A 24,476-nucleotide genomic window follows, 5' to 3' on the forward strand; every position below is an offset into this window, starting at 1 on the left:
CTTTTACGTACAATCGTCCTGCAAGTTACAAAAGCAAGGAAATCTATCGAACCTTGATGGACATTCGAACTGCTCAGACTTACTAGGACAGCCGTTTCTCCAAAGCTTCCCTTTCGGCCTCATACCCCGGCTTACCGAGTAAGGCAAACATGTTACGCTTATATGATTCTACACCCGGCTGGTCAAAGGGATTGATGCCTAGCATGTAGCCGCTGAGGGCACAGGCCTTCTCAAAGAAATAGAAGAGATGACCAAGAGAGTAGGCGTCTTGTTTGGGTACCGTCAGAACGATATTGGGCACCTGTCCGTCTACGTGAGCGAGCAGCGTGCCGGAGAAGGCTTTTTGATTGACAAAGCCCATCTTTTTTTCGGCAAGAAAGTTCAAGCCGTCGCTGTTGGCGGGAACGGTGGGGATGGCTATCTCCAACCGAGGTTGGCGGAACTGCAGCACTGTCTCAAAGAGGATGCGCATCCCCTCTTGAATATACTGCCCCATGGAATGCAAGTCCGTGGAAAATTGCACCGACGCCGGGAACAGGCCTTTATGCTCTTTGCCTTCGCTTTCTCCGAAAAGCTGTTTCCACCATTCGGCTACATACTGAAGGGATGGTTCGTATCCTACCAGCAGTTCCACCATCTTTCCCTGCCGATAGAGGGCGTTTCGAGCAGCCGCGTAGCGATAGCAGGCGTTCTCAGCGAGGGCAGGCCTCTCATATTCGACCATAGCCTCCCGAGCGCCAGCCATCAGTGCTGAAATGTCGACGCCGGCAGCGGCGATCGGCAAAAGACCGACAGCCGTTAAGACGGAGTAACGCCCGCCGACGTCGTCGGGAACGACGAAGGTTTCGTACCCCTCTTGATCGGCAAGGCTCTTGAGGGCACCCTTGGCCCGGTCTGTCGTGGCATAGATGCGTTTTTTCGCTTCTTCGGCCCCGTACTTTTGCTCCATCCAGGTTTTAAACAGGCGGAAGGCGATAGCCGGCTCCGTCGTCGTTCCCGATTTGGAGATGACGTTGATCGAGACGTCCTTCCCTTCGAGGATCTCGAAGAGGTGGTGCAGATAGGTGGAGCTGATCTGATGGCCGGCAAAATAAATTTCACATCCTGGCCGACGGTTCCGGGGCAGTTGGTTGTGAAAGGAGTGAGAGAGCATATCGATGGCTGCCCGGGCGCCCAGATAGGAACCGCCGATGCCGATAATCACCAGCGCGTCGGAAGAGGAACGGATCCGTTCAGCCGCCGCTTCGATCCGGGCGAACTCGGCGCGATCATATCGCTCCGGTAGATGAAGCCAACCGGTATATTCGCTGCCGAGCCCAGAGCCTTGATGAAGCATCTCATGGGCCCGAAGTACTTCCGGTTCTAAAGATCCGATTGATGACTCAACGGTAGAATAGCTTAAATCTAACTCTAATCCTGTCATGGCAGAAACCCCCTTGTATTGCCATGGATATCCCAAGTCTTTGCCAATTTCGATGTGACTATGTATGCATCCTGCTTAGGGTTTGTAATTTATTATTTTTTTTGCATAAAAGGACCCAGCGCTTTCCTTCGCCCTCATCCCTTGTCTATGCTATTATGAGGGTGAGGTGAAAATGAATTGCATTTGACGCTGCAGGAAAAATTGAAAAATCTGCCCGACAAGCCCGGCGTCTACCTCATGAAAGACGAGACCGGCCGAGTCATCTATGTGGGGAAAGCGATCAATCTAAAAAACCGGGTTCGCTCCTATTTCCAGTCGGCCAAAAACTTGACCGCCAAAACACAAGCCCTGGTCGCTCGCATTCAGGATCTGGAGACCATCGTCACCGACTCGGAACTGGAAGCGCTCATTCTCGAATGCAACTTGATCAAAGAGCATAAACCGCGCTATAACATCATGCTGCGCGACGATAAAACTTATCCCTATCTAAAAGTGACCTTGCAAGAGACCTATCCCCGCCTGTTGATGACCCGCCGTTTGGAAAAGGACGGAGGAAAATACTTCGGCCCCTATACATCAGCTGGTGCGGTGCGGGAAACGTTGAACCTGCTGCGCTCCATCTTTCCCCTGCGGACATGTTCCCGCAAAGATTTTGATCAGCGCAAACGGCCCTGCTTGAACTATCACATTGGCCGCTGCCTGGCTCCCTGTTTCGGTAAGGTGTCCCGCGATGAATACATGCATATGCTGAAGAATATCATCGCCTTTTTGGAAGGGAAAGAAGATGATCTCTTGCGCCGGCTCCGTGAGGAGATGCACCAGGCAGCGGAAGATCTCGAATTCGAACGAGCCGCCGAACTGCGCAACCGCATCCAAGCTTTGGAACAGGTGATGGAAAAGCAGAAGGTCGTCTCGACAGACCTAGAGGACCAAGACGTAATCGCCATGGCCCGTGGGTTCAACCAGGTCTGTGTACAGATATTCTTTATCCGTGGCGGCAAGCTGATTGGGCGGGAGCATTTCATCCTGGAAGGGACCGACGAGATGGAGCGGTCCGAAGTGATCACGGCTTTTGTCAAACAGTATTACAGCCGTACCGAGTTCGTGCCCCGGGAGATTCTTCTGCAGGAACCTCTCGAATCGCAAGAGGAAGAAGAAGTGCTCAGCCGCTTTTTGAAGGAGAAACGCAAGGGCAAGGTGGAGATCCGCGTCCCCAAACGGGGAGACAAATTAAAACTTATCGAAATGGTGGCCAAAAACGCCTTGCTCACCTTGGAACAACTGCAAAACGAGCAACAGCGCAAAAAGTCCATGACCGAAGAGGCGGTCTTGGATCTGCAGCGTTACTTAGCCCTGGATGAACCGCCATGGCGCATCGAGTGCTTTGATATTTCCAACACCATGGGCAAGGAATCGGTCGCTTCCATGGTCGTCTTCGAAGGGGGCGCGCCGAAAAACGCTGAATACCGGCGCTTTCGCATCAAGACTGTCGATGGGCCTAACGATTTTGCCTCCATGCAGGAAGTGCTCAACCGCCGATTCAGCCGTGCCCGCGAAGAAGCCCAAGCGGTTGAAGAAGGTCAGCTCGATCCGATGAGCGCTAAATTCGCTGTGCTTCCGGACCTGATCATCGTCGACGGGGGCAAGGGACAGTTGAGTTCAGCCCGGGAAACACTTCGTAGGGTCGGCTATGACTATATTCCCACCTTCGGTCTGGCCAAAGAAAATGAATGGCTCTTTCACGAATCGAGTTCAGAGCCGATCATCCTCCCGCGAGGTTCACGCTCACTCTACCTGGTTCAGCGGATTCGTGATGAAGCCCACCGCTTCGCTATCACCTATCACCGCAAGCTGCGAGCGCAAGCCCAGACGGCGTCGGTCCTCGACGAGATTTCTGGCATCGGTCCCAAGCGGAAGACGGCGCTGCTGCGTCACTTCGGCTCTGTTAAAAAGATCGCCGAGGCGACGCTGGAGCAACTGGCGGCCGTAGACGGCATGAATGTCGAGATCGCCGAGCGGGTGCTCAACCATTTTCGTGCGAGGGAGAAGGAAACCAAGGTTGCCGAATAAGGATTACGGAAAGGAAGGGAGGCGGCGCCGATGAACTCATTAGTTCTTCGCTGGCTGCTTAACACGCTCGCCTTGGCACTGACAGCGTGGTTTATCCCGGGGATTCATATCACAGGGATCGCACCGGCTTTTTTTGCTGCGCTCGTGTTGGGCGTCGTCAACGCGATCATCCGGCCCATCGTCATCTTGTTCACCTTACCGCTTAACGTGCTGACGCTAGGGCTCTTTACTCTGGTGATCAACGGCCTCATGCTGCAAATGGTCAGCGGTCTCGTTCGGGGATTTGACGTCTCCGGGTTTTGGGCGGCCTTTTTCGGTTCTTTGGTGCTGTCCGTGATCAGCATGGTGCTCTCTTGGTTTGTCAGTGAGGACTGAGAACAGCGAAGGAGACGGTTTCGCTTCGAAGGCCAAAGGCTTTGTTACTGCCCACTGGGTAACTTAGTTTTTATAAGATAGCTGCTTTTTGGGGAGGATTTCTTTTGCCCAACATTCGACTCGTTGCCATCGATATGGATGATACCTTGCTTACACCGGATCTGCAGGTCGCTCCGGCCGTTCGGATCGCGATTGAAGAGGCTCAACGGCGAGGGGTGCTCGTGACGTTAGCTACAGGGCGTATGTTCCGAGCGGCCATCCCTTTTGCCCGCCAGTTAGGCATCGATCTGCCCTTAATCGTGTACCAAGGGGCTATGGTAAAAGAGGCTGGCAATGACGAACTACTCTACCATGTACCGGTCCCTCCAGAGCCGGCACGGGAGATCATCGAGTTGCTGAAGAACGAAAATCTGCATGTAAACTTGTATATCGATGACCACCTGCACATGGAAAAGATCGATCCAGAGGCCTTCGGCTACATAGGGCTCGCCAAGGTGCCCGTCACGTTGACGAAGGACCATGGGGCTCTGCTGGAAAAAGGATCTACGACCAAAATATTAGCCATCGGGGATCCCGACCATTTGACCACTGTCGAGGAGCAGGCCCGCCAAAAGTGGGGGGAAGAGCTCTACATCACCCGTTCGAAACCCTATTACTTAGAGTTCATGAACTGCAAGGCGGGGAAAGGAAGTGCTTTAGCTTTCTTAGCTGACCGGTTGCAAATCCCCCGGGAAGCGACGATGGCTATCGGTGACTCCTATAATGACCTGGACCTGCTGGAGTACGCCGGTATCGGCGTGGCCATGGGCAATGGTGTAGAGGAAGCCAAAGCGGTTGCCGACTGGGTGACGACCACCAATGAGGACGATGGGGTTGCTGTCGCGCTTCGTCGCTGGGTCTTCGGGGAATAACCGATATTCCGGCAGGAATCGGGGGGCTCTTCCGAATAATCGTATTCGCAATTGTTTTCTCAAATGAAGCGGGGGAACCCATTGAGGCTCTCCCGCTTTTTCTGTGCAAACCATTGGCAAAGGTGGGAAGGATAAGAATGCCACTTAAGAGAAATAGACCATATACAGAACCGTTCGTCGAGCCATCGCCATAAGATTTGAAGAAGTGGGAGTGATTCCGTGGGCGCTCCTCCGTGGTTTCGATCCGCTATCATTTATCAGATTTACCCTCGCGTATACGGAATGAAAAAAGGCAAGTTCGGCACTCTCCGCGAAATCCAAAGGGATCTGCCCCGTATTCAGTCCTTAGGGGTTAATACCTTGTACCTTCTGCCGATTCAACCGTCAGGGCAGATTCAACGTAAGGGGATCGCTGGCTCCCCCTATGCCATCGCCGATTATAAAGGGATCGCATCAGAATATACTGAGCAAGAAGGCCGGGAACCCGTATCTGAAGAGGAACGAGCCCAGTGGGGAAAAGAGCAGTTTCGAGATCTTGTCCGCGAAGCCCATAGCTTGGGGATGCGGGTGCTTTTAGATTTTGTCGGCAACCACTGCGCTCCAGATAATGTGCTCCTCGATCCGGAGAACCCTCCCGAAAAGGGAGGCTACCACCCGGAATGGTTTCTTTGGTCCGATGGTCCCTATCCGATTCCGTCGAATCAAGACTGGTCCGATACGGCAGAACTGAATTACGGGATTCCCATCCCCGGAAAACCGAACTTTGATCGGCTTCGCTATGACGACGATCGAATCCGGGAAGCTATGTGGCAATACATGATCTCTGTCCTGGAGTATTGGATTAAAGAGTTTGATATCGACGGGTACCGCTGTGATTTTGCCCACTGGGTTCCCCTGGAGTTTTGGCAAAGAGCCATCACCCAGGTCAAAGAGATTAAGCCGGAAGTCGTCTTTGTCGCGGAGGCATATGAACGGCTGAAGGAGTTGCTGGAGAGCGGATTTGACGGCGTTTACGCCTTTGAACTCTATAACCAATTAAAGAGTCTGCACCATGATATCCGGCACGGCGATCCCTATTTTGAAATCCGCTATATCGAAGATAAGATCAACTGGGAATGCAGCCATTACCCCAGGGGAACCAGCATGGTTCGCTATACGGAAAATCATGACGAAGTGCGCAGCGTCATCATGTACGGCGGGATCGAACGGTCAAAGCCCCCTTTTCTGCTCGCCTTGACATTGCCTGGTGTGCCGATGCTCTATGCGGGGCAAGAAAACGGTGCATACATCCGTCCGCCGCTATTCGAAGGAAACTTCGGCGAGAACGAATTCCGTCCGATCGATTTTCAAACCCACCCGGAACTGCTGGCATGGTATCGCCACGTTTTGGCCATACGCAGTGCTAAGGCATATCTGCAGGGAGAAGAGATTCGCTTCTTCCCGACGAGCAACCGAAAAGTGTCCGCCTTCCTCCGCAAGCAGGGCGATGCCATGGCCCTCGTCATGATCAACTTTAATGCGGAACCAGAAGCCGAGCCGGTCCAGTTCGAATTACCGCCAGAGGTCTATAACGGTGAGGAGGAAGGACACCTGGTCGACCTGTTGGATTCAGGGATTGTCATTTCGCTGACGTCGGGGAGGCGCCCTGCGCAGGTGACTCTGCAGTTGGCACCGCTTCAATCGGTCATTTTGGAAGTGAGGCGAAGCAATTGACAAAGGTCTTTTCCAGACGGGCAAGTGGAGTTCTCCTGCATCCCACATCCCTGCCGGGATCGAACGGCACCGGGAACTTGGGATTGGAAGCCTACCGGTTTGTGGATTTTTTGCACGCGGCCGGGCAACGCCTTTGGCAGGTCTTGCCTTTAGGACCGACTGGTTTTGGCAATTCTCCCTACTCGGGGCTCTCCGCCTTCGCCGGAAATCCCTTGCTGATCAGCCCCGAGAAGCTCTATCAAGAAGGGCTGCTGCGCAAGGATGAATTACCGGAGTTGTCCGAAAGTCTTCAAGACTCCGTCGACTTTGTCCGATCGAAGCGCGAGAGCGATCGGTTCTTGTGGTCGGCTTTTCGCCACTTTCGAGAGACGGACCGTTGGCGCGAGGATTATGAGCGCTTTTGTGGACACCATACGGCCTGGCTCGATGACTTCGCCTTATACATGGCCCTCAAAGAGGCCCATCATGAGCGGGCCTGGACAGACTGGGCCGATGAATACGCTCGCGGCGACAAAGGCGCCATTGGGGATTTTGTCTCTCGATTCGGCGAAGAGATCGAATTTCATAAGTTCGTGCAGTACGTCTTTTTTCACCAGTGGCAGGCTCTCAAAGCTTATGCCAATGAAAAAGGAATTCAGATCATCGGCGATTTGCCGATCTATGTGGCTATGGACAGCGCCGATACCTGGGGAAGGCGCGAACTGTTCCGCTTAGATCAACGGGGGTTGCCTCTCGAAGTGGGCGGAGTACCGCCCGATTATTTCAACGCCAAAGGACAGCTTTGGGGAAACCCCATTTACGATTGGGAGAGCATGGCGAAGACGGGCTATCGCTGGTGGATCGAGCGCATCCGCCACACCTTATCTATGGTCGATCTGATCCGTCTCGATCACTTCCGCGGATTTGAGGCCTATTATGCGGTCCCTTACGGAGACGAAACAGCCGAGAAGGGAATCTGGAAAAAAGGACCGGGCGCGGCGCTCTTTCGGGCGATCGATCAGGAACTGGGGTCACTGCCGTTGATCGTGGAAGACCTGGGTGTCATCACGCCGGAAGTGGTGCAATTGCGGGAACAGTTCGCCTATCCCGGCATCAAGGTATTGCAATTTGCCTTTGACTCCAATGAGGATAATGATTTTATTCCTTTCCGGTACCCGAACAACTGTGTCGTCTACACGGGTACTCATGATAATGACACGACCCGGGGCTGGTTTGATCAAGCCTCATTGAGTGACCGGGCTCATGCCTTGGAATACATGAATAGCGACGGACAGGATGTGGTATGGGATTTTATCCGCCTCGCCTTGTCCTCCGTCGCTGATGCCGCTGTTTTTCCGATGCAAGACATTCTTTCGTTAGACAGCAGCGCCCGCTTCAACTTTCCCGGCACGACCGACGGCAACTGGCTCTGGCGGTTTCAATGGCCAATGCTGCAAGAACGTCTCGTCGTCAAACTAGCCCGGCTGACGAAACTTTACGGAAGGTAGATGGGAAAAACAAAAGAGCAAGAGCCGTTGAATGTGATAAAATAAACTGGGGCCAGTGCGTAGATGTTCCGCCCCCGGATTTTATTACTGGAGATAGGACCTGTGAGGGATATATGGAAAAAAAAGTGGATAAACCGAAAATACAAATGGTCATCATCACGGGTCTTTCCGGAGCGGGGAAAACCCACGCCGTCCGTGCCTTAGAAGATTTGGGATTCTTTTGCGTAGACAATTTACCGCCTAATCTGCTGCCGAAATTTGGCGAATTGATCGTCCAGTCGAAAGGGAAAATCAACAAGGTGGCTTTGGTCATCGATATTCGCGGCGGAGAGTTTTTCGGCACCCTTAGCGACGGATTGCATAACCTAGGGGCACAGGGGATCGAATGTGAGATTCTCTTCTTGGAGGCTTCTGACGAAACGCTGATCCGGCGCTACAAAGAATCACGGCGCCGTCATCCCCTGTCCGATAGCTCTCGCATCTTCGACGGCATCAAGCTGGAACGGCAGATGCTCACGGACCTGCGGGGCCAGGCGAACAAAATCATCGATACGACAGACCTTTCGTCACAGCAACTGAAGGCCCAGGTGATCGAACTGTTCGGGAAAGACGAACAGAGCAAACGCATGCGCATCACCGTCATGTCCTTCGGTTACAAATATGGAACTCCTCGGGACGCAGACCTCTTGATGGATGTACGCTTTTTGCCCAATCCTTTCTACGATCCGAACTTGCGTCCTTTGACGGGCAATGACGAACCAGTTCAAGAGTTCGTCCTCTCGTCAGCGACGACACGGCTTTTTCTGCGCAAATACTACTCGCTGCTGCGGTTTCTCATACCTCACTACATCAAAGAGGGGAAGACCCATCTGGTCATCGGTATCGGATGCACCGGAGGAAAACACCGCTCCGTCACGTTGGCTAACCGCTTAGCGGCCGCGTTAGCCAAGCAGGAATACGCCGTCACTGTCAAGCACCGGGACATCGAGAAAGATCGGGGAGGGAACGAGCGGGCGTGAAATCGGTCATCATGTGGTTTTATCCCGGGCTGAAAGTCAAACGGTGGATGGCCTTGTCTTTCTTCGGCCTGCTCTTGGCCGGAGCCAGCATCTCCTTGGCTTTTGACGGTGAGTTTTTTGGCTACCTGGAGACCAGTCTGCGAAAGATTTCCCTTCCTCGTGAACCGATACCCCTGGGATTGATCAGTCTGCTCATTTTTACGGCAGGCTTGTTCATGCATATTTACGGTTTTATGGCGATGGTTCGCTCCATATCGCAAGTCTTGCGCCCGGAGATGGACAGCAAGCTCGTGGAAGTCCTCTACCGCCGCCGCTCGCTCGAGCGAGGCCCGAAGGTCGTCGTCATCGGTGGCGGCACCGGCTTGTCGGTCATGCTGCGAGGCTTGAAGGAGTATACGTCCAACCTCACTTCCATCGTCACCGTCTCTGATGACGGCGGAAGCTCGGGTCGGCTCCGGGACGATTTCGGCATCGTCGCCCCGGGCGATATTCGCAACTGTCTGGTAGCGTTAGCTGATACGGAATCAGACATGGACCAGGTGTTGAACTACCGCTTTCAACAGGGAGAAGGGCTGAAAGGCCACAACTTGGGCAATCTGCTCCTAGCGGGTGCCGCCGAATCGGCGGGAAGTTTCGAAAAAGCCGTTTCCTTGATGAGCCGGATCCTTGCCATCCGGGGCCGCGTATGGCCTTCGACGCTCTCGAACATCACCCTTTGCGCCGAATTGGCCGACGGTAGCCATGTGCGCGGGGAAACCGCCATCACCAGTGCTGAGGCCGCCATCAAGCGAGTCTATCTCGACCCCGTCGACTGTGTTCCCTTGGCGCAAACCTTACAAGCTATCGAGGAAGCTGATGCGATCATCCTAGGGCCGGGAAGCCTCTACACGAGCGTCATCCCCAATTTGCTCGTGCAGGATATCTGCCAGGCGCTTCATAAAACCCAGGCGCCCAAGATTTATGTGTGCAACGTCATGACCCAACCGGGAGAGACGGACGGCTACACGGCCTCGCGCCACGTAGCTGCCATTCACCGCCACTGCGGTCCCGGTCTCGTTGATGCGATCATCGTCAATACGGAAGCGGTCCCGAAAGTGCTGCTGCACAAGTACGAAGAAAAGGGACAAAAACCGGTCGTAATCGATGTCAAGTACTTAGAAAAACAGGGATGTAAAGTGATCCGGGCTAGGCTTATCAATAAGCAAAACCTTGTTCGCCACGATCCAATTCGTTTGGCCCAAGCGATCATGAGCCTGGTGATCCGGGAAAAGGAACGGCAAAGCGGTGTCGGTTTTATCGACCGCATGCTCTTTCGACGCAAACTGTCCCGGGCTTTTTTACCTCGTTCCTTGACGAATCGAGCCGAGAGCCGGCTGGGGGAGTGAACTCGCCGTGTCTTTTTCCGTGGAAACTAAAGAAGAACTGGCCCGGCTGATTCCTGGCCGAAGATGCTGCCAGTTGGCTGAGCTGGCCTCTCTTTTTCGAATGGACGGTTCGCTCCAGATCAGCCGGGAGATGGGCGTTTCCCTGACGATTACGACAGAAAGCGCCAGTTCGGCCCGGAAGATATTCCGGTTAATCAAATCGGTCTTCGGTCTGCAGACCCAGATTATGGTCCGCCGCAAACGGCGGTTACGAAAAAGCAACGTCTATGTCATATCGCTTCCGACGCGCATTGAGGGGCGCGACGTGCTTCAGGAACTGGGCATCACCGACGGGGAAGGAAGTTTTTCTTTCGAACCTCGGGCAGATTTACTCAAACGACAATGCTGCCGCCGGGCCTACCTGCGGGGGGCTTTTCTCGGTGGAGGTTCCGTCAACAGTCCCGAAGGAACGTATCACCTCGAGATCATCACGAACGACGAGACTCATGCGCAAATCCTTTCAGACCTTTTGCACAAGTTCGGCCTGGCTGCCAAGGTGAGCCAGCGCAAAGGCTGGCACATCGTCTATCTAAAAGAGAGCGAACAGATCGTCGAAATGTTGAATATTATCGGTGCCCACACGGCACTGCTAAACTTTGAGAACGTTCGCATCGTCAAAGGGATGCGCAACCAGGTGAACCGCCTCGTCAACTGTGAAACGGCCAACTTGAATAAGACGGTGAACGCTGCCCTTCGCCAGGTGGAGATGATTCAGTTTGTCATCCGCAACATGGGATTGGACAAACTAGCGCCGCAACTACGAGAGATTGCGGAACTGCGGCTGCAGTTTCCCGACGCGAGCTTGAAGGAATTGGGCCAGATGATCACCCCGCCTGTCGGCAAATCGGGCGTCAACCACCGCTTGCGCAAGCTTGAAAGCCTGGCCGAGGAACTGTCCCGAAACCAGTCCGGGACAGCAAGGGGGTAAGCTGATGGCCCGTAACACTCGATCCTATCCGGTGGAGGGAAAAAATTCCCTCCACTTTGTCTACCGGAACGTCCCATTTCTCCGGGTGATCAAAAATTTCATCGTCATCTGGCTGGCTCGGTACACCCCTCTGCTGGGATTGAAACACTGGATGTACCGCCGCTTGCTGGGGATGCAAATCGGCCCGAATACGTCGGTGGCGCTCATGGTGATGATGGACATCCTCCACCCCGATATGATCCGGATCGGCGAAGATTGTGTCATCGGTTATAACACGACCATCCTGGCCCACGAATATCTGCTTCGGGAATACCGGTTGGGAGAAGTACATATCGGCAATCGGGTGGTCATCGGCGCCAACTGTACTCTCTTGCCGGGAATCACCATCGGCGATCATGCCGTGGTAGCCGCCGGTGCTGTCGTTACAGCCGATGTTCCTCCGAACAGCTTTGTGGCCGGTGTGCCGGCCCGAGTCGTTCGGTCACCCTATTATCAGGAAGTTGACCTAGATTCCTTTTCGCTGCAATAGTCCTGCTAGAAAGGTAGGTTTGGTACATGCCTGTCGGACTCGGACAATACATGGAACAGACGCAGAAACTCATCATGACTCCCGACTTGCGCCAAGCCATCACGATTCTCCAACTCAACGCGATAGAGCTTTCCACCTATATCGAACAGGAAATGACGCAAAACCCATTGCTGGAACTATCAGAACAATCAGGAGATAAAGAAGAACGCATCGATACAGCGGAAGCGAATTTGGACACCTATGAACAAGGCGAGCAGGGACAAGGGGATGACGAAAAGGCTGCTCCCGATTGGCAGGAATTCCTGCAGCGGGACTTCGCTCCTGGCTTGGGGCTCGGAGGGACGAGCCCAGAAAAACACTATGATTATTTCCTAAACGAAGCGCCGACGCTGCAAGAACACCTAAGCGAGCAACTGCACATGGCCGACCTGGATGATGCGCAGAGGCGTATCGGCGAATATATCATCGGAAATATCGATGAACAGGGGTATTTTCGTCTGCCTCTGGACGAAGTGGCTGCGGCCCTGCGATATCCAGAAGGGGATGTGCAGGAAGTCCTCCAGTTGATTCAAAGCTTTGATCCGCCAGGTGTGGCGGCTCGAGACCTAGCGGAATGCTTGCGGATCCAACTGATCCAGAAAGAAATGCTGACGCCGCAACTGGATCGAATCGTAAAAGAACACTTATCCGATCTGGCTGCGGGACGGTTATCGCGAGTCGCCCAGAAACTCAAGCTACCGACAGGTCAGGTGCAAGACTTAGTAGATATCGTCAAGAGCCTCGATCCTAAGCCGGGCCGGAAATTCAGCCACGGGAAGGATGTTCGGTATGTTCTTCCCGATGTGGTCGTTGAAAAGATGGATGGGGAGTATGTGATCCTGGTCAATGACATCACAGCACCCCGACTGAAGGTGAATGGAACCTATCGGTCCCTGCTCCAACAAGAAACACCCCAGGACCCGGAGACACGCAAATATGTGGAACAGAAGCTGAATTCAGCCATCTGGCTGATCAAGGCCATCGAACAACGACGGTTGACCCTCCATAAAGTCGTTGACTGTATCGTCGAGCTGCAGCGGGATTTTCTCGAACGGGGACTACCTTTCCTCAAACCGCTCAATCTTAAAGATGTGGCTGACAGTGTGGGCGTTCATGAGTCGACGGTCAGTCGGGCCATCGCCGGGAAATATGTGCAAACTCCTCGCGGAGTTTTCGAATTGAAGTTTTTTTTCGGCAGCGGTGTAAAAAATAAACGGGGAGAAGCTAAAACATCGGCAGAAAGTATCAAGGGGCTCATTCGTAAAATGGTGGATGAGGAGGATGCCTATCAGCCTTACAGCGATCAGCAAATCGCCGACGCTTTAAGCGCCCGCGGCATTAAAATCTCCCGCCGGACCGTCGCCAAGTACCGCGACGAGATGGGGCTGTTGGCGACGCCGCAGCGCCGGCGTTACTCCTAAGAAAGCGAAAGCAGTTTTTTAACTTAACCCTTGACAAATGTAGGTCGCTTCTGGAAGGAATTAAGTGTCGAATGTGGAATAGACTAAGACGGTATTAAACCGCGATTTTTAAGGAGGATTCTATTCATGGCAGTCCGTATTGGTATCAATGGTTTTGGTCGTATTGGTCGCCTGGCAACACGGGTGGCGCTGGCAAACCCGGAAGTGGAAATCGTCGCCATCAATGACTTGACAGACGCGAAGACAAACGCTCACCTGTTCAAATACGACTCCGTTCATGGCACTTATCCCGGTCAGGTAACAGTGGGCGAAGACAACATTGAGATCGACGGTCGGCCGATCAAAGTATTTGCGCAAAAAGACCCCGCCGCCATTCCCTGGGGGGATGTGGGCGTTGACATCGTGATCGAGTCAACCGGGCTGTTTGTAGACGGTCAAAAAGCAGCGGCTCACTTCCAAGGGGGCGCAAAAAAAGTGATCATCTCGGCGCCCGCGAAAAACGAAGACATCACCATCGTTATGGGCGTCAATGAAAAGGAATATGATGGATCGAAACACAAGATCATCTCCAATGCCTCTTGTACCACTAACTGCCTAGCCCCTGTCGCCAAAGTATTGAATGACGAATTCGGGATCATCAAGGGCTTGATGACTACCGTTCACTCCTATACAAATGACCAAAAAATCTTAGACCAAACCCACAAAGACTTGCGCCGGGCTCGTGCCGCCGCCATGTCCATCGTTCCAACGTCGACTGGTGCTGCAAAAGCCATCGGCAAAGTCATCCCGGCCCTCGACGGTAAGCTGAACGGCTTTTCCATGCGCGTTCCCACGCCAAACGTCTCCGTCGTGGACTTGGTCGTCGACGTCAAGAAAAAGACGACCGCCAAAGAAGTTAACGATGCCCTGAAAGCGGCTGCTGAAGGTCCGCTACAGGGGATTCTCGGTTACAATGAACTCCCCCTCGTGTCCCGCGACTATAACGGTACCCATCTGTCCTCTGTCGTCGACGGTCTGTCCACCATGGTCTTAGATGGCGATATGGTGAAAATCATCGCCTGGTATGACAACGAATACGGCTATTCGGTTCGTTTGATCGACCTGGCTCTGTATGTAGCGTCGAAAGGACTATGAAGTTAGTCTTCGGTTTGGAGGTCCAGGAATGAACAAGAAAACGATCAAAAACATCGATGTCAAAGCGAAACGCGTCCTCGTGCGCGTTGATTTTAACGTTCCCGTGAACGATGCGGGCGTGATCACCGATGATACCCGTATTCGTGCTGCCCTTCCGACCATTCAATATCTGATCCAAGCGGGGGCCAAGGTGATCTTGGCCTCCCATTTTGGTCGCCCGAAGGGAAAAGTAAACGACAAGTACCGGTTGACGCCAATCGCTGGCCGTCTCTCTGAACTGCTCAACCGTTCCGTGAAAAAACTGGATGACTGTATCGGTACCGACGTGGAAGCTGCTGTCAAAGAGGCTCAACCAGGCGATGTCATCCTCTTAGAAAACGTCCGCTTCTATCCAGAAGAGGAGAAAAACGATCCCGAATTTTCCCGCAAGCTGGCCTCACTGGCCGATGTCTATGTGAATGATGCCTTTGGCACAGCTCACCGGGCACACGCTTCCACGGCAGGCGTAGCCGCATACCTGCCGGCAGTAGCCGGATTCTTGATGGACAAAGAGATTTCGATCATGGGCAAAGCACTCGCCCAGCCCGAACGTCCCTTTGTGGCCGTCATGGGCGGTGCCAAAGTGGCCGATAAAATCGCCGTCATCGAAAACCTCCTGAATAAGGTCGATACGCTGATTATCGGCGGCGGCATGGCCAACACCTTCTTCTATGCCATGAATCTCGAAGTCGGGAAATCGCTCTGTGAAAAAGACAAAGCCGATACAGCCCGGGAATTGCTGCAGAAAGCAGAAAAAGCCGGCGTAAAGATGATGCTGCCTGTTGACGTGGTCATTGCCGACACGTTGGCGGCGAACGTACCGACAGAAGTTGTACCGGTGAATGCCATCCCTGCCGATAAATCGGCTTTGGACATCGGGCCAGAGAGCGTCAAACAGTTCGCCCAAGCCCTGTCTGCTTCGAAAATGGTCCTATGGAACGGGCCTATGGGCGCCTTTGAAGTGGAGCCCTTCGACCGTGGCACCATGGGTGTGGCTCAAGCGATGGTCAATGTACAGGGCACGACGATCATCGGCGGCGGCGATTCGGTCGCTGCCGTGGAAAAAGCCGGCTTGGCCGAAAAGATGACCCACGTTTCCACCGGCGGAGGCGCTTCGCTTGAGTTTTTAGAAGGGCGTGAGTTGCCTGGGGTAGCGGCCCTTTTGGACGCTTAAGTGGGTCGGTTTCTAGCCGTTACCGGAGCACTGTGGTAAATCGGGGTGAAATGACACCGCTTCGCCCAAATCGCTCACTCTGTCATTTCACTCAGGTTTTGCTTCGTAGTGCGGCTATCCTGGTTGGGTAGTATGCGTAAAAGTTATACATGTTGTAAGTTATATACCTAAATAAATTCAGCAATAAGGTGGTGTATCACAACATGCGTACACCAGTCCTAGCCGGCAACTGGAAGATGTATATGACCCCTGAGGAAGGCCGCCAGATGGTTCAGGCGCTCATCCCGCTGGTAGCAGACTGCCAGGAACGGGAAATCGTCCTTTGCCCGCCCTATACCTCTTTAGCTGCCTTAGCGGAAGCCCTAAAAGGGACAAATATCGCCTCGGGAGCGCAGAACATGCATCCCGCCAAGGAAGGTGCCTATACGGGTGAAGTGGCCCCGGGAATGCTCAAAGCTCTCAATTGTAAATATGTGATCCTGGGACACTCGGAGCGGCGGCAGTACTTTGGGGAAACGGACGCTATGGTCGCTGAAAAGGTAAAAGCGGCTTTGGCTGCCAATCTGATTCCCATCGTCTGTGTCGGTGAAACCTTGGCCCAACGGGAGCAAGGTATCACGGAACCGGTGGTGGACATCCAAGTCCGTCTTGGTTTGGCCGGTCTTTCGCCGGAAGAACTGGCCGGCATCATTATCGCCTATGAACCGGTTTGGGCGATCGGGACCGGAAAGACAGCTTCTTCGGCCGATGCACAGAAAGTTTGCCGATTTATCCGTTCTGTCCTGTCGTCTTGGCATGGCGATGCGGCTAAAAAGGTGCGCATCCTTTACGGCGGCAGTGTAAAGCCTGACAACATCCGAGAACTGATGGAACAACCTGATATCGACGGGGCGCTTGTCGGTGGAGCGAGCCTAAAGGCAGACTCTTTTGCCCGCATCGTCCGTTTTGAAGAACAATAAGGAAGTGACCCTTTTGTCGAGTCCACAGACACCGGTCATGTTGATCGTCCTCGATGGTTGGGGACTCCGTGACGACATGGAAGGAAACGCCATTAAGCTCGCCAACCTGCCCAATTTTCATCGCCTGTGGGAGACATACCCCCACACTTCGATTCAAGCATCCGGGGAATATGTGGGCCTGCCGAAAGGACAGATCGGCAACTCAGAAGTGGGCCACCTCAATATCGGTGCTGGACGTGTCGTCTACCAAGAACTGACCCGCATCTCCAAAGCCGTTGAAACAGGAGAACTGAAAAAAAATCCGGTTTTGGCCGCAGCGATGGATCGGCTCCCGGGGACGGGCAAAGCCCTTCATCTCATGGGTCTGCTCTCCGACGGCGGTGTTCACAGCCATATCGACCACCTTTTCGCCTTGCTCGATATGGCCGTCGCACATGGTGTGGATAAGATCTTCGTCCATGCCTTCTTAGACGGGCGAGACGTGCCTCCGGCGAACGCCAAAGAATATGTAGAAGCACTCGATAAAAAGCTAGCTCAAATCGGGGTCGGACAACTGGCTACCATCAGTGGTCGCTATTACGCGATGGATCGGGACAAACGATGGGAACGAGTAAAACGAGCTTGGGACGCCATCGTTTATGGCGAAGGTGAAAAAGCTCCCCTCGGTTCAGCTGCTGTTGAAACGGCCTATCATGCCCGCTTGACTGACGAGTTTGTTCTCCCTACGGTCATCATCGACGAAAAAGGAGAACCTCGAGGAACCGTCGCCGACGGAGACTCGGTCATCTTCTTCAACTTCCGTGCCGACCGGGCCCGCCAGCTTTCCCATGTCTTCACAGATCAGAATTTTGACGGTTTTGACCGAGGCCCGAAACGGCCGCAGGTTCATTTTGTCTGCATGACCCAGTATGACATCACGCTCGATGTACCGGTCGCTTTCCCGCCGCAGAATCTGGAAAACACTTTCGGCGAGGTCGTCTCCCGGGCTGGGATGCGCCAATTGCGCATCGCCGAAACGGAAAAATACGCCCATGTCACCTTCTTTTTCAATGGTGGTGTAGAAGAGCCGAACGAAGGAGAAGACCGGGTTCTGGTACCTTCTCCGAAGGTTGCCACCTACAACCTCCAGCCAGAGATGAGCGCCAACGAGGTCACCGACCGGGTAGTCGAAAAGATTAACAGCAAAGAGTATCCGGTCATAGTGCTGAACTTGGCCAACCCGGACATGGTCGGCCATACGGGAATCTTACCGGCGGCTATTCAGGCCGTGGAAACGGTAGACGGCTGTTTGGGGCGAATCGTGCCGGCTGTGCTCGATCAGGGCGGCGTGGTAATCATCACGGCTGACCATGGCAACGTGGAGCAGATGATCGATCCTGACGACGGTGGGCCGCAAACGGCCCATACCACGAATCCAGTGCCAGTGATCTTAGTCAGCGACTTCCATAAAGACAAAAAACTGCGCTCTGGCGGTGCTTTGGAAGATATCGCTCCGACGATGCTCGAATTGCTCCGGTTGGAAAAACCGCGAGAAATGACGGGAAAATCGCTCATTACGGCGTAGGCATGTTGTCGTAAATCTGGGGTGCAATGACTCCGCTCGCTAAGGGCTCCGCGGCTGTTCGCTCGCTCCGTCATTCCACCCCAGATTTTAGCTGTCAAGTGCAATAGTCCTGCCCATGAGAGAAATTATCATTAATTGAATGGAGGCTTTTTGCGTGTCTGTAATTGCTGAAGTGTACGCCCGAGAAATTTTGGATTCCCGAGGAAACCCGACCGTAGAAGTAGAGGTCGTTCTGGAAGACGGAACTGTCGGCCGGGCCGCCGTTCCTTCGGGGGCTTCCACTGGAGCCTATGAGGCTGTGGAACTGCGGGACGGTGACAAAGAGCGCTACCTGGGCAAAGGGGTGCTCAACGCCGTCGACAACGTAAACACGGAAATCGCACCGGAAATCATCGGCTGGGATGTCACTCGCCAAATGGAGATCGACTCGGCCTTGATCGAGTTGGACGGTACGCCCAACAAAGGCCGTCTCGGCGCCAATGCGATTCTGGGTGTATCCATGGCCTGTGCCAAAGCGGCCGCTCAATATCAAGGACTGCCCCTGTTCCAATACCTCGGCGGCGTTTTCGCCCGGGAACTGCCTGTACCTATGATGAACATTCTCAACGGCGGAAAACATGCCGACAACAACGTGGACATCCAGGAATTTATGGTCATGCCTGTAGGCGCCCAGAGCTTTTCCGAAGGCTTGCGCATGGGTGTAGAAGTTTTCCACTCCTTGAAAAAAGTCTTACAGGGCAAAGGCCTCAATACGGCTGTCGGTGACGAGGGCGGTTTTGCGCCGAACCTGAAATCGAACGAAGAAGCGCTGAAAGTCATTTTAGAAGCGGTCCAAGCGGCCGGGTACAAAGCAGGAGAAGATATCCTGCTGGCTGTTGACGCAGCCGCCTCCGAAATGTACAAAGACGGCAAATACCATCTCGAAGGGGAAGGTAAAGTAATGACCTCCGCCGAGATGGTTGACTTCTGGGAAGATCTCGTCAACCGTTATCCGATCATCTCCATCGAAGACGGTCTCAACGAGGACGACTGGGAAGGCTGGAAACTGCTGACGGACCGTCTCGGCAAACGGGTACAGCTCGTTGGCGATGACCTCTTCGTGACCAACACAGAAAAGCTGTCTAAAGGCATAGAGACCGGTGTAGGCAACTCTATCTTGATCAAAGTGAACCAGATCGGCACCATCACAGAGACCTTGGCCGCGATTGAGATGGCTCGCCGCGCCGGATACACGGCGGTTATTTCTCACCGTTCCGGTGAAACGGAAGATGCCACGATCGCTGATTTGGCGGTGGCCGTCAATGCCGGTCAGATTAAAACGGGTGCGCCTTCCCGGACTGACCGCGTAGCCAAATACAACCAACTGCTCCGCATTGAAGAAGAATTAGATGAACAAGCCACCTATCGTGGGAAGAAGACGTTCTTTAACCTGGAACGGCGGTAGGATGTAGAAGACCCAGCCAAAAGGAAAGAGACCAATATTTGGTATGGACTTTGGTTGGATTGGGTATAATGATGGTGGCGGGATCCGGGTTTTCCGACCCGGGTCCTTTTCCTTTTTCTCTCAAAATAACAGACGAAATCTTCGACTCTTGTCGAAGATTTGGGATAAATCCCACGAACAAATCGTCTAGCTTGTGTTTCAAGGAGGGATGTGCTAAAATTCTTTTGTTAAATTGCCAGAATTTTGGTAAGGAGGTGTGTGTGTATTGCATACCGCTGCTGTCGTATTTCAAGTCGTAGCTAGTTTAGGACTAATTGCTTCGATTGTCATGCAGTCGGGTAAGAGTGCCGGTCTTTCTGGTTCTGTAGCCGGGGGGGCTGAAGCGATGTTCGGCAAGAAGAAGGGTTTGGACGAACTGCTCAACAAATTCACCATGGTTTTTGCCGCATTGTTTTTACTTAGTGCATTGGCCTTATCTATGTTGGGGTAATTCCTGGGGAAACAGGGAGTATACTGGGGAGATTCTGGGGTAATCTGTGATTCGGGAAACAAAGGAGCGTGACACTCCGTGTCTTATCCGCTGTACGCGGCAATTGCCGGGGTCATCGGTCTGCTCTTTGCCGGATATTTGGCAATGAGCGTCCTGAAAGAGGATCAAGGAACCCAACGTATGAAGGAACTCTCTCAAGCGATTTTTGAAGGCGCCATGGCCTTCCTTAACCGCCAGTACAGAACACTAATTCCATTTACCGTCATTATTTTTGGCGCCTTGCTCTATGGAAACTGGGGCAACCAGAAGCTTGCCTGGGGACAGGCCATCTCTTTTCTGGTGGGTGCGTCTTTCTCAGCCGTCGCCGGCTACGTAGGGATGACGATTGCCACCAAATCCAATGCCCGTACAACGGCAGCGGCCATGCGGGGCCTCGATCAAGCCCTTTCGGTAGCCTTCCGAGGCGGCGCAGTGATGGGCATGTCTGTGGCCGGTTTGGGCCTCTTGGGTGTATCGGTACTTTACATCGTCTATCAAGATGCCGTCATCATCAACTCTTTTGCCTTCGGGGCATCGGTCATCGCGCTTTTTGCCCGCGTTGGCGGCGGGATTTACACTAAGGCCGCCGATGTTGGTGCCGACCTCGTCGGTAAGGTAGAAGCCGGTATCCCCGAAGATGACCCGCGGAATCCGGCCGTTATCGCAGATAACGTGGGCGACAACGTAGGGGACACGGCCGGTATGGGTGCTGACCTATACGAGTCCTATGCGGCAACGACGATTGCGGCCATGCTGATCGGTGTGACCGTTTTTCCGGGACATCTGGAAGGGATCTATTATCCGCTGTTAATCGGTGCAGCTGGGCTCATTGCCGCGATCATTGCGTCTTTCTTTGTACGGACCACGGAAGACGGCAACCCGCAGATGGCATTGAACAAAGGTCTTTGGGGCACAAACGTCCTGACGGCGATTGCGACCTACTTCATCGCCCAGTCGCTTTTTGCGGACATTCCCGCATCCGATGCGTTTCCGTCGGGTGTTCCCTTAGGGTTGACGATTTCTGTCATATCTGGCTTGCTCGTCAACGTGGCCATCGGCTGGATTACAGAGTACTATACATCGTACAACTATAAGCCGGCTCAACATATCGCCTCGTCCTCTTTGACCGGTCCGGCCACGAACATCATCGCTGGTATCGGCGTAGGGTTGAAGTCGACGGCGCTGCCGATCATCGTCATCGTTATCGCCATCGCCGTTTCTTACAACTATGCCGGAATCTATGGGATCGCCATGGCGGCGATGGGCATGCTTTGCACTGCTGGTATGGTTGTTGCGATTGACTCCTTCGGTCCTGTCGCTGACAATGCCGGCGGTATCGCGGAGATGGCTGAGTTGGGACCGGAAGTACGGAAAAAGACGGACAAACTGGACGCTGTCGGCAACACGACGGCTGCGGTAGCGAAAGGCTTTGCCATCGGTTCGGCTGCCTTGACGGCACTGGCGCTGTTTACCGCTTTCGCGGAAGAAGTCGTCAAGTCGCCTGGTGTCAGCAGCGCTCTTCATGGCAGTCATTTTGTGCTGAACCTGCTCGAACCGAAGATCATCATCGGTCTCTTTATCGGCGGTACCGTGCCATTCCTCTTCTGTGCCTTTGCCATGGAAGCGGTCGGTAAAGCGGCCTTTGAGATGATCGGTGAAGTCCGGCGCCAGTTCCGCGAAATCCCCGGCTTGATGGAAGGGAAAGCGAAACCGGACTATGCCCGTTGCGTCGACATCTCCACCCGCGCTGCGATCAGGCAAATGATTGCGCCGGGATTGTTGGCTGTCATCACGCCGCTGATCGTCGGCTTTGGCTTTGGCGCTCAAGCTTTGGGCGGTATGCTTGCCGGGGTCACTGTAGCTGGTGTGCTCCTGGCGATCTTCATGGCTAACGCCGGTGGTGCCTGGGACAATGCGAAAAAATACATTGAGAGCGGTAAGCATGGCGGAAAACGGACCGAAGCCCATTCGGCCGCCGTTATCGGCGATACCGTGGGCGATCCCTTCAAGGATACGGCCGGTCCGTCCCTGAATGCGTTGATCAAGGTAACAGGGACCATCTCTCTGATTATTGCTCCTTTCCTCAATCTCTAATCGCTCACATCTTTTCCTTATCTGAACTTTGCGCTACTCATCAAAACAACACACATCTACTACGTTACTGCAATAAATGATGAACCGACACGTTTTTCCCATCTGAATTCCCAACTGATCACACTCCCAGCAAACAGAATTCCCAACAGAAAACAGCAGAAACACCGTGGGCAATAAAGGCTCCCGGTGTTTTCTCTTTCGTGGAACAGTTATGGTATAATAGACCTATCCAAGAAAAAACACATTTTTCCCTAAAGCCGCACGGCCTAACTGGCGAAAGGAGCTCTTATCTATGTTCAATATTGGCTTTCCCGAATTACTTTTGATTCTCGCACTAGCGCTGATCATCTTTGGGCCCGGCAAGCTTCCGGAAGTGGGTCGCGGACTGGGAAAAGCGCTCAATGAGTTTCGGCGTACCACTGAGGGGCTAAAGTCACAAATGAACGACGCATTGCAGCCTGTGCAGGATATCAAGTCGTCAGTGAATGAGGTCGCGGCACCGATAAAAGAGGTAAAACAAGCCGTTACGAATCCTTCCGGTTATGTCATGGACAAGGTGAAAGAAGCAGTCACCCAAGAACCTACCGGGGAAACAGTGTCTGACCCTGTTGACGTAAACGAAAACAAACCGAACGTAGATAAAGCGAAGGTGGATCAGATTCATTAGGGGGAAACCAGATGGCACCGAATCTTACTGACGATGGGATGTGTTTTTGCTGCGGCATTAACAACCCGATCGGGTTACACCTTTCCTTTCAGTGGGAAGGGGAAGAGTATGTTACCTATTTTACACCCCGACCCGAGCACCAGAGCTACGCCGGCATCACCCATGGGGGACTCGTGGCGACAGTTCTCGATGAAGTCATGGGCCGGTTGCTCATGGTTCGCCATATTCCAGCGGTGACTGCACGAATGGAACTACGGCTTCGGCAGGCCGTTCCTATCGGGGCAAAAGTTCGCTTTGCCGGGCGGATAGAAAAAGAAAGAGGCAAAGTGGTCGACATGTCGGCGACGGCCCAGTTGCCCGACGGCACTTTAGCTGTCGAAGCGACAGGCCGCTTCATGATCATCGAATCCGATGACAGTACGAAAGGAGGGGCGGGATGAGCGAAGGACAGAAGGTCCTCTGCGATAACCGGCGCGCCCGCCATGATTATCATATCGAGGAGTCTTACGAAGCGGGAATGGCCTTGACAGGGACGGAAATCAAATCCCTGCGCCAGGGCAAAGGCAACATCAAAGATGCTTTCGCCCGGGTAGAGAATGGGGAAGTTCTACTTTATAACATGCACATCAGCCCCTTCGAACAGGGAAACCGATACAACCACGAACCACGGCGTACCCGAAAACTGTTATTAAACAAGAGCGAGATCCGGAAACTCGCTGCTGCCGTACAGCAAAAAGGGCTGACCCTTGTCCCATTAAAGGTCTATCTCAAGCGGGGCTTAGCCAAATTGGAACTGGCCATCGCACGAGGGAAAAAGCTCTACGATAAACGGGAGGACATCGCGAAACGGGATGCTCAGCGGGAGATCTCTCGGGCCGTCCGGCAGAAAGAGAAGGGCGAATAAAATACCGTCGATAGGGCTTTTTTTGAACAAAGAACAGGACAACCGCTTGTTCCGTCGATAACGGGCAAGTGGTTTTTTTGTGACAAAAAACGACAAATTTCTTTGCAGGAATTAAAAGATTAACATGGAAAAGGTATTAGTTAAATATATATACAAAGAAAATTATGTAAATAGTTACAGAGCTTTGTATTCGAACCGAACTGGGGCGACTCTAATTCATCTCAACTTACCGCGACACAGAGATTCTGATGGGACATGGAATGGGACGAAGAAACCTAGATGATTCAGCATATAAAGAAATAACCGTACGTACATTGGTTTATGCAGAAAAGAAAGATCGTCTAATTACTTGTCACTAGCTGGAAATGGAGGAGGATACGAATCAATCTTTCTAGACTCCGCCTAATTTTTATTATCTCACTCGATGCATTGGTTTGGTTTGGTTCCATCGTATTTGCTTGTTTTCTCCGTTTTGAGATGACCATACCCTACGATGCATGGTCAAATCTATATGTATTTGCTCTCTGGGCCATTGCACTCATGACGTTGACATTTTACCGATTCGGCGTCTATTCGTTGGTATGGCGATATGTAAGTGTGTCTGATATCGGTACCATTTTCAAAGCGAT

The 24,476-nt window shown here is 53.1% G+C and carries 21 protein-coding genes; 20 read left to right on the forward strand and 1 reads right to left on the reverse strand.

Annotated elements, in window-relative coordinates; genetic code table 11:
- Window positions 1-82 precede the first annotated feature (82 nt).
- Entirely contained in the window at window positions 83-1,423 is a 1,341-nt protein-coding gene (locus H1S01_RS07085) for a glucose-6-phosphate isomerase (protein WP_188039395.1), read from the reverse strand.
- 183 nt (window positions 1,424-1,606) lie between these two features.
- Here H1S01_RS07085 and uvrC point away from each other — a divergent pair, with 183 nt between their 5' ends.
- From uvrC to smpB, 20 genes are all read left to right on the forward strand, one after another.
- Window positions 1,607-3,493, forward strand: a complete 1,887-nt coding sequence (gene uvrC, locus H1S01_RS07090; RefSeq protein ID WP_188039527.1) for an excinuclease ABC subunit UvrC — start codon at window positions 1,607-1,609, stop codon at window positions 3,491-3,493.
- A 30-nt stretch (window positions 3,494-3,523) separates the two neighbouring features.
- Window positions 3,524-3,868, forward strand: coding sequence for a phage holin family protein (locus H1S01_RS07095; RefSeq protein ID WP_155477405.1), 345 nt, complete (start codon window positions 3,524-3,526; stop codon window positions 3,866-3,868).
- A gap of 104 nt (window positions 3,869-3,972) precedes the next feature.
- Window positions 3,973-4,779 carry a Cof-type HAD-IIB family hydrolase gene (locus H1S01_RS07100; protein WP_188039396.1) on the forward strand — a complete coding sequence of 269 codons (807 nt, stop codon included), beginning with the start codon at window positions 3,973-3,975 and terminating at the stop codon, window positions 4,777-4,779.
- Between the two features lie 219 nt (window positions 4,780-4,998).
- Window positions 4,999-6,492, forward strand: coding sequence for an alpha-amylase family glycosyl hydrolase (locus H1S01_RS07105; protein ID WP_188039397.1), 1,494 nt, complete (start codon window positions 4,999-5,001; stop codon window positions 6,490-6,492).
- The gene (gene malQ, locus H1S01_RS07110; protein ID WP_188039398.1) at window positions 6,489-7,979 is read left to right on the forward strand and encodes a 4-alpha-glucanotransferase; all 1,491 of its coding nucleotides are present in this window, start codon (window positions 6,489-6,491) and stop codon (window positions 7,977-7,979) included. Before H1S01_RS07105 ends, malQ begins: the two co-directional genes overlap by 4 nt.
- Before the next feature lie 113 nt (window positions 7,980-8,092).
- The gene (gene rapZ / locus H1S01_RS07115; protein WP_188039399.1) at window positions 8,093-8,998 is read left to right on the forward strand and encodes an RNase adapter RapZ; all 906 of its coding nucleotides are present in this window, start codon (window positions 8,093-8,095) and stop codon (window positions 8,996-8,998) included.
- The gene (locus tag H1S01_RS07120) at window positions 8,995-10,383 is read left to right on the forward strand and encodes a gluconeogenesis factor YvcK family protein (protein ID WP_341479050.1); all 1,389 of its coding nucleotides are present in this window, start codon (window positions 8,995-8,997) and stop codon (window positions 10,381-10,383) included. The genes rapZ and H1S01_RS07120 overlap by 4 nt, the downstream gene beginning before the upstream one ends.
- Window positions 10,384-10,390: 7 nt before the next feature.
- Entirely contained in the window at window positions 10,391-11,350 is a 960-nt protein-coding gene (whiA, locus tag H1S01_RS07125; RefSeq protein ID WP_188039400.1) for a DNA-binding protein WhiA, read from the forward strand.
- Between the two features lie 4 nt (window positions 11,351-11,354).
- Window positions 11,355-11,879, forward strand: coding sequence for an acyltransferase (locus H1S01_RS07130; RefSeq protein WP_188039401.1), 525 nt, complete (start codon window positions 11,355-11,357; stop codon window positions 11,877-11,879).
- A gap of 26 nt (window positions 11,880-11,905) precedes the next feature.
- Window positions 11,906-13,339: an RNA polymerase factor sigma-54 gene (gene rpoN, locus H1S01_RS07135; RefSeq protein WP_188039402.1), complete on the forward strand. Its 1,434-nt coding sequence runs from the start codon at window positions 11,906-11,908 to the stop codon at window positions 13,337-13,339.
- A gap of 126 nt (window positions 13,340-13,465) precedes the next feature.
- Entirely contained in the window at window positions 13,466-14,473 is a 1,008-nt protein-coding gene (gene gap, locus H1S01_RS07140) for a type I glyceraldehyde-3-phosphate dehydrogenase (protein ID WP_188039403.1), read from the forward strand.
- A 28-nt stretch (window positions 14,474-14,501) separates the two neighbouring features.
- Complete coding sequence (locus H1S01_RS07145; protein WP_188039404.1) at window positions 14,502-15,686, forward strand: phosphoglycerate kinase; 1,185 nt, start codon at window positions 14,502-14,504, stop codon at window positions 15,684-15,686.
- Between the two features lie 203 nt (window positions 15,687-15,889).
- The gene (gene tpiA, locus H1S01_RS07150; RefSeq protein ID WP_188039405.1) at window positions 15,890-16,645 is read left to right on the forward strand and encodes a triose-phosphate isomerase; all 756 of its coding nucleotides are present in this window, start codon (window positions 15,890-15,892) and stop codon (window positions 16,643-16,645) included.
- Between the two features lie 37 nt (window positions 16,646-16,682).
- On the forward strand, window positions 16,683-18,209 hold the full coding sequence (gene gpmI, locus H1S01_RS07155) for a 2,3-bisphosphoglycerate-independent phosphoglycerate mutase (RefSeq protein ID WP_243237137.1): 1,527 nt from the start codon (window positions 16,683-16,685) through the stop codon (window positions 18,207-18,209).
- A 154-nt stretch (window positions 18,210-18,363) separates the two neighbouring features.
- Entirely contained in the window at window positions 18,364-19,653 is a 1,290-nt protein-coding gene (eno, locus tag H1S01_RS07160) for a phosphopyruvate hydratase (RefSeq protein WP_188039407.1), read from the forward strand.
- Window positions 19,654-19,909: 256 nt separating this feature from the next.
- Window positions 19,910-20,143, forward strand: a complete 234-nt coding sequence (secG, locus tag H1S01_RS07165) for a preprotein translocase subunit SecG (protein WP_341479051.1) — start codon at window positions 19,910-19,912, stop codon at window positions 20,141-20,143.
- 78 nt (window positions 20,144-20,221) lie between these two features.
- Entirely contained in the window at window positions 20,222-22,276 is a 2,055-nt protein-coding gene (locus H1S01_RS07170) for a sodium-translocating pyrophosphatase (RefSeq protein ID WP_188039408.1), read from the forward strand.
- A gap of 292 nt (window positions 22,277-22,568) precedes the next feature.
- Window positions 22,569-22,943, forward strand: coding sequence for a Sec-independent protein translocase subunit TatA/TatB (locus H1S01_RS21905; RefSeq protein WP_188039409.1), 375 nt, complete (start codon window positions 22,569-22,571; stop codon window positions 22,941-22,943).
- Window positions 22,944-22,954: 11 nt separating this feature from the next.
- On the forward strand, window positions 22,955-23,383 hold the full coding sequence (locus H1S01_RS07180; protein WP_188039410.1) for a PaaI family thioesterase: 429 nt from the start codon (window positions 22,955-22,957) through the stop codon (window positions 23,381-23,383).
- Window positions 23,380-23,847, forward strand: a complete 468-nt coding sequence (gene smpB / locus H1S01_RS07185; RefSeq protein ID WP_188039411.1) for an SsrA-binding protein SmpB — start codon at window positions 23,380-23,382, stop codon at window positions 23,845-23,847. The genes H1S01_RS07180 and smpB overlap by 4 nt, the downstream gene beginning before the upstream one ends.
- Window positions 23,848-24,476 lie beyond the last annotated feature (629 nt).

It is taken from the genome of Heliobacterium chlorum (genome assembly GCF_014502795.1).
Lineage (GTDB): Bacteria > Bacillota > Desulfitobacteriia > Heliobacteriales > Heliobacteriaceae > Heliobacterium > Heliobacterium chlorum.

Bases quoted from the DNA above. Each gene is read 5' to 3' on its own strand.
- H1S01_RS07085 (WP_188039395.1), bottom strand. From the start codon at position 1,423: ATGACAGGATTAGAGTTAGATTTAAGCTATTCTACCGTTGAGTCATCA.
- H1S01_RS07095 (WP_155477405.1), top strand. From the start codon at position 3,524: ATGAACTCATTAGTTCTTCGCTGGCTGCTTAACACGCTCGCCTTGGCA.
- rapZ (WP_188039399.1), top strand. From the start codon at position 8,093: ATGGAAAAAAAAGTGGATAAACCGAAAATACAAATGGTCATCATCACG.
- H1S01_RS07130 (WP_188039401.1), top strand. From the start codon at position 11,355: ATGGCCCGTAACACTCGATCCTATCCGGTGGAGGGAAAAAATTCCCTC.
- rpoN (WP_188039402.1), top strand. From the start codon at position 11,906: ATGCCTGTCGGACTCGGACAATACATGGAACAGACGCAGAAACTCATC.
- gap (WP_188039403.1), top strand. From the start codon at position 13,466: ATGGCAGTCCGTATTGGTATCAATGGTTTTGGTCGTATTGGTCGCCTG.
- H1S01_RS07145 (WP_188039404.1), top strand. From the start codon at position 14,502: ATGAACAAGAAAACGATCAAAAACATCGATGTCAAAGCGAAACGCGTC.
- tpiA (WP_188039405.1), top strand. From the start codon at position 15,890: ATGCGTACACCAGTCCTAGCCGGCAACTGGAAGATGTATATGACCCCT.
- gpmI (WP_243237137.1), top strand. From the start codon at position 16,683: ATGTTGATCGTCCTCGATGGTTGGGGACTCCGTGACGACATGGAAGGA.
- H1S01_RS21905 (WP_188039409.1), top strand. From the start codon at position 22,569: ATGTTCAATATTGGCTTTCCCGAATTACTTTTGATTCTCGCACTAGCG.
- H1S01_RS07180 (WP_188039410.1), top strand. From the start codon at position 22,955: ATGGCACCGAATCTTACTGACGATGGGATGTGTTTTTGCTGCGGCATT.
- smpB (WP_188039411.1), top strand. From the start codon at position 23,380: ATGAGCGAAGGACAGAAGGTCCTCTGCGATAACCGGCGCGCCCGCCAT.